This is a genomic window from Pseudomonas sp. K5002 (genome assembly GCF_013386655.1).
In the GTDB taxonomy this organism is placed as follows: Bacteria; Pseudomonadota; Gammaproteobacteria; order Pseudomonadales; family Pseudomonadaceae; genus Aquipseudomonas.
In genome coordinates this window covers 1-3,364 of record NZ_JACARK010000915.1, presented here as the reverse complement: position 1 = coordinate 3,364, position 3,364 = coordinate 1, and the positions used below count along the sequence as shown (strand labels likewise).

Genomic DNA, 3,364 nt, shown 5'->3' with positions numbered 1-3,364 from the left:
CCCCCCCGCTCCCACAGTTTGATTGTATTTCAGGTTGGGGTTTTGGGTGTTTGCAGGTGCTGGGTCGGGAAAGCCCTGGCATAAACCTGGCAAACCTTCAGCACCTGCTCATCCGCAAACCGCGCCCCCACCACGTGCAGCCCCACCGGCAACCCATTGGCCGCCAACCCGCACGGCACCGACGCCGCCGGTTGCTGGGTCAGGTTGAAGGGATAGGTAAACGGCGTCCACTCCATCCATTCCCCTAGTCCCGAACCCGGCGGCACATTGTGCCCGGCCTCGAACGCGGTGATCGGCATCATCGGCGAAACCAGCACATCGTAATGCTCATGGAATGCCGCCATGCGCGCCACGTTGCGGTTGTCTTCGCCGGCCTGGTTGGCGCAGCCGAGGAACACTTCGTCCACCGCGCTCCACTCCACCGACGGGTTGCGCTCCATCAGCGCCTTGATCGGCAGTGCCGCCAGGTCATCGGCGCGCACGGTGGACAAGCCACCGCCAAAACGGCCGATGGGGGTACGAATGGCGTCACAGATAAATACGTCGCGCATCAGGCTTCTCCGGGGGCTTGGCCGTGGGCGGCAGCGGTGCGTGCCTCAAGGTCGCGCAGGGCAGTCAGTTCAATCTCGGTGGGTTCGGCGCTGGTGGTCACCTGGTCGGCAAAACGAATCGCCCAACCGGTGGCGGCCACTACTTGCTCACGGGTCACGCCGGGGTGCAGGGCGGTGACGACAAATTCGTGGCTGCCCTCCTCCGGCTCCATGATGCACAGGTCGGTAATAATCCCTACAGGACCGGCGCCTGGCAGACCCAGGCGTTTGCGCGAGTCACCGCCTTCGCCGTGGCCGACCGAAGTGATGAAGTCCAGCTTGTCGACAAACGAGCGGGCCGACTGCTTGAGGATGATCAGCACGCTCTTCGCGGAGCCGGCGATCTCCGGTGCGCCACCGGCACCTGGCAGGCGCACTTTGGGCTGGTGGTAGTCACCGACCACGGTGGTGTTGATATTGCCGAAACGGTCGACCTGGGCCGCGCCGAGGAAGCCGACGTCAATGCGCCCGCCCTGCAGCCAGTAGCGAAAAATCTCACCGGTCGGCACCACGGTGTCAGCGGTTTCAGCCAGCTCGCCGTCACCGATGGACAGCGGCAGCACCGAAGGCTTGGCGCCAATCGGGCCGGACTCGTAGATCAGCACCACATCCGGCGACGACGTCAGGCGCGCCAGGTTGGCAGCCTTGGAGGGAAGGCCGATGCCGACGAAGCACACCGAACCGTTCTTCAGGCGGCGCGCGGCGGCGACGGTCATCATTTCGTTGGTCGAGTAAGCCATTATTTGGCCTCCTGCGCGGTGGCCAGCTTGGCCTGGAATTCACTGAAATTGGCGGTGCCGTGGATGTATTCGTTGATCCACGCAGTAAACGTCTCACGGTCCCGGGCGATGGGGTCCCAGGCCTGGTAGAAACGGTTGTCACGTTCGGTGTAACCGTGGGCGTAGGACGGATGCGCGCCACCCGGCACATGGCACACGGCAGTCAGGGCCCAGGTCGGCAGCACGCAGGCGTTCATCGGCGCGTTGAGGTCGTCGACGATTTCTTCAACGGTAACGATGCAGCGCTTGGCCGCCAGGGCCGCTTCCTTCTGCACCCCGAGGATGCCCCACAGCAGCACGTTGCCCTTGCGGTCAGCCTTTTGCGCGTGGATCACGGTGATGTCCGGGCGCACCGACGGCACGGCCGCCAGCACTTCACCGGTGAAGGGGCAGGTCACGGTCTTGATCAGCGGGTTGACCTTGGGCAGGTCGGAGCCGGCGTAGGCGCGCAACACCGCGAATGGCAGGCCGGAGGCACCGGCGACGTAGGCATTGGCCAGGTCGGCGTGGCTGTGCTCTTCGATCTCCAGCGGTTGCGGCCATTGCTTTTCAACGGCGTCCCGCAGGCGATGCAGGGAACCCACGCCCGGGTTGCCGCCCCAGGAGAAAATCAGCTTGCGTGCACAGCCGGCGCCGATCAACTGGTCGTAGATCAGGTCAGGCGTCATGCGCACCAGCGTCAGGTCTTTCTTGCCCTGACGAATGATTTCATGACCTGCCGCCGTAGGGATCAGGTGAGTAAAGCCTTCGAGTGCAACGGTGTCGCCGTCATTCACGAACTGCTTTACCGCATCAGCCAGCGAAAGGATTTCAGCCATGGGGTGGGCTCCCGGTATCGATCGAAAAAGGCGCTGGAGGCAGCGCCGAAGTGCTTGAAGATTAAGCCGGGGGTCGGGGCCAAACAATCCGATAATCGACTGAGCGTTCGATTATCGAACGGATTGTTGTCTTGCTATCGGTCCGTTTCAGGTAGCGTCGGCATGGCTGACCATGCCCTTGATCACCACCGCGGTGGTGGCCAATGCCGCCGGGATCACCAGGGCGGTCAGCACCTGTTCGAAGTTCCAGCCCAGGCCCAGCAAGGTCGCGCCCATCCACGCCCCGAGGATCGCGCCAAAGCGGCCGATGCCGAGCATCCACGACACGCCCGTGGCGCGGCCCTGGGTCGGGTAGAAACGTGCGGCCAGCGACGGCATCGCCGACTGCGCACCGTTGACACACATGCCGGCAATCAACACCAGGGTCGCCAGCAGCGTGATATTGCCCAGGCTCTGTCCCACCGCGTAGGCAAACACCCCGGCCAGCAGGTAGAAGGTACCGATGACCTTGTGCGGATTGAACCGGTCCATCGCCCAGCCCACGCCGACCGCACTCAATACGCCGCCAAACTGGAACAACGCACCGATAAACGCGGCCTGTTCCATGCTGGCGCCGCTGTCGCGCATCAGGGTCGGCAGCCAACTGGTCAGCAGGTAGACAATCACCAGGCCCATGAAATACGTCAGCCACAACAGCAAGGTGCCGGCGCTGTAGGTGCCGGAGAAGATCACCGCGAACACGTTGCGCGCCTTGACGGTTTTCTGTTCGGGCACGCTGAAGCTCGAGGCCTGGGCGACGATGCCCGGCTCGATAGGCGCCAGGGTCTTGCGCACTTTGTCGGTGCCGCGATTGCGCACCACCAGGTAACGCGCCGACTCCGGCAGCCAGAACAGCAGCACCACCGCGAGGATCAGCGGCAACAGGCCGCCGATCATCAGCAGGCTGTGCCAGCCATACGCAGGGATCAGCTTGGCCGAGATAAACCCGCCACCGGCCATGCCCAGGTTGAAGCCGCAGAACATGCTGGTCACCAGCAGCGACTTATGGCGTTCCGGGGTGTATTCGGAGAGCAGTGTCGTGGCGTTCGGCATGCCGGCGCCCAGGCCGAGACCGGTGAGGAAGCGCAGGATCAGCAGTTGATCGACGTTGCTGCTGTAGGCCGAGGCCAGGCTGAAG

Annotated in this window: 4 protein-coding genes; all 4 read right to left on the bottom strand. The window is 63.8% G+C overall.

The features are described 5' to 3' along the window. Positions 1 to 29: 29 nt before the first annotated feature. On the bottom strand, positions 30 to 554 hold the full coding sequence (locus tag HX846_RS39870) for an amidase family protein (protein WP_306173173.1): 525 nt from the start codon (positions 552 to 554) through the stop codon (positions 30 to 32). Further along, positions 551 to 1,333, bottom strand: a complete 783-nt coding sequence (locus HX846_RS30920; RefSeq protein ID WP_172834582.1) for a CoA-transferase subunit beta — start codon at positions 1,331 to 1,333, stop codon at positions 551 to 553. The genes HX846_RS39870 and HX846_RS30920 overlap by 4 nt, the downstream gene beginning before the upstream one ends. After that, complete coding sequence (locus tag HX846_RS30915; protein ID WP_003219830.1) at positions 1,330 to 2,187, bottom strand: CoA transferase subunit A; 858 nt, start codon at positions 2,185 to 2,187, stop codon at positions 1,330 to 1,332. The genes HX846_RS30920 and HX846_RS30915 overlap by 4 nt, the downstream gene beginning before the upstream one ends. A 147-nt stretch (positions 2,188 to 2,334) precedes the next feature. After that, positions 2,335 to 3,364 (bottom strand): MFS transporter (locus HX846_RS30910; protein WP_178966849.1); only part of this gene is annotated, 1,030 nt, incomplete at its 5' end.

Coding starts and splice junctions, on each gene's coding strand:
- HX846_RS30915 (WP_003219830.1), bottom strand. CDS start 2,187: ATGGCTGAAATCCTTTCGCTGGCTGATGCGGTAAAGCAGTTCGTGAAT.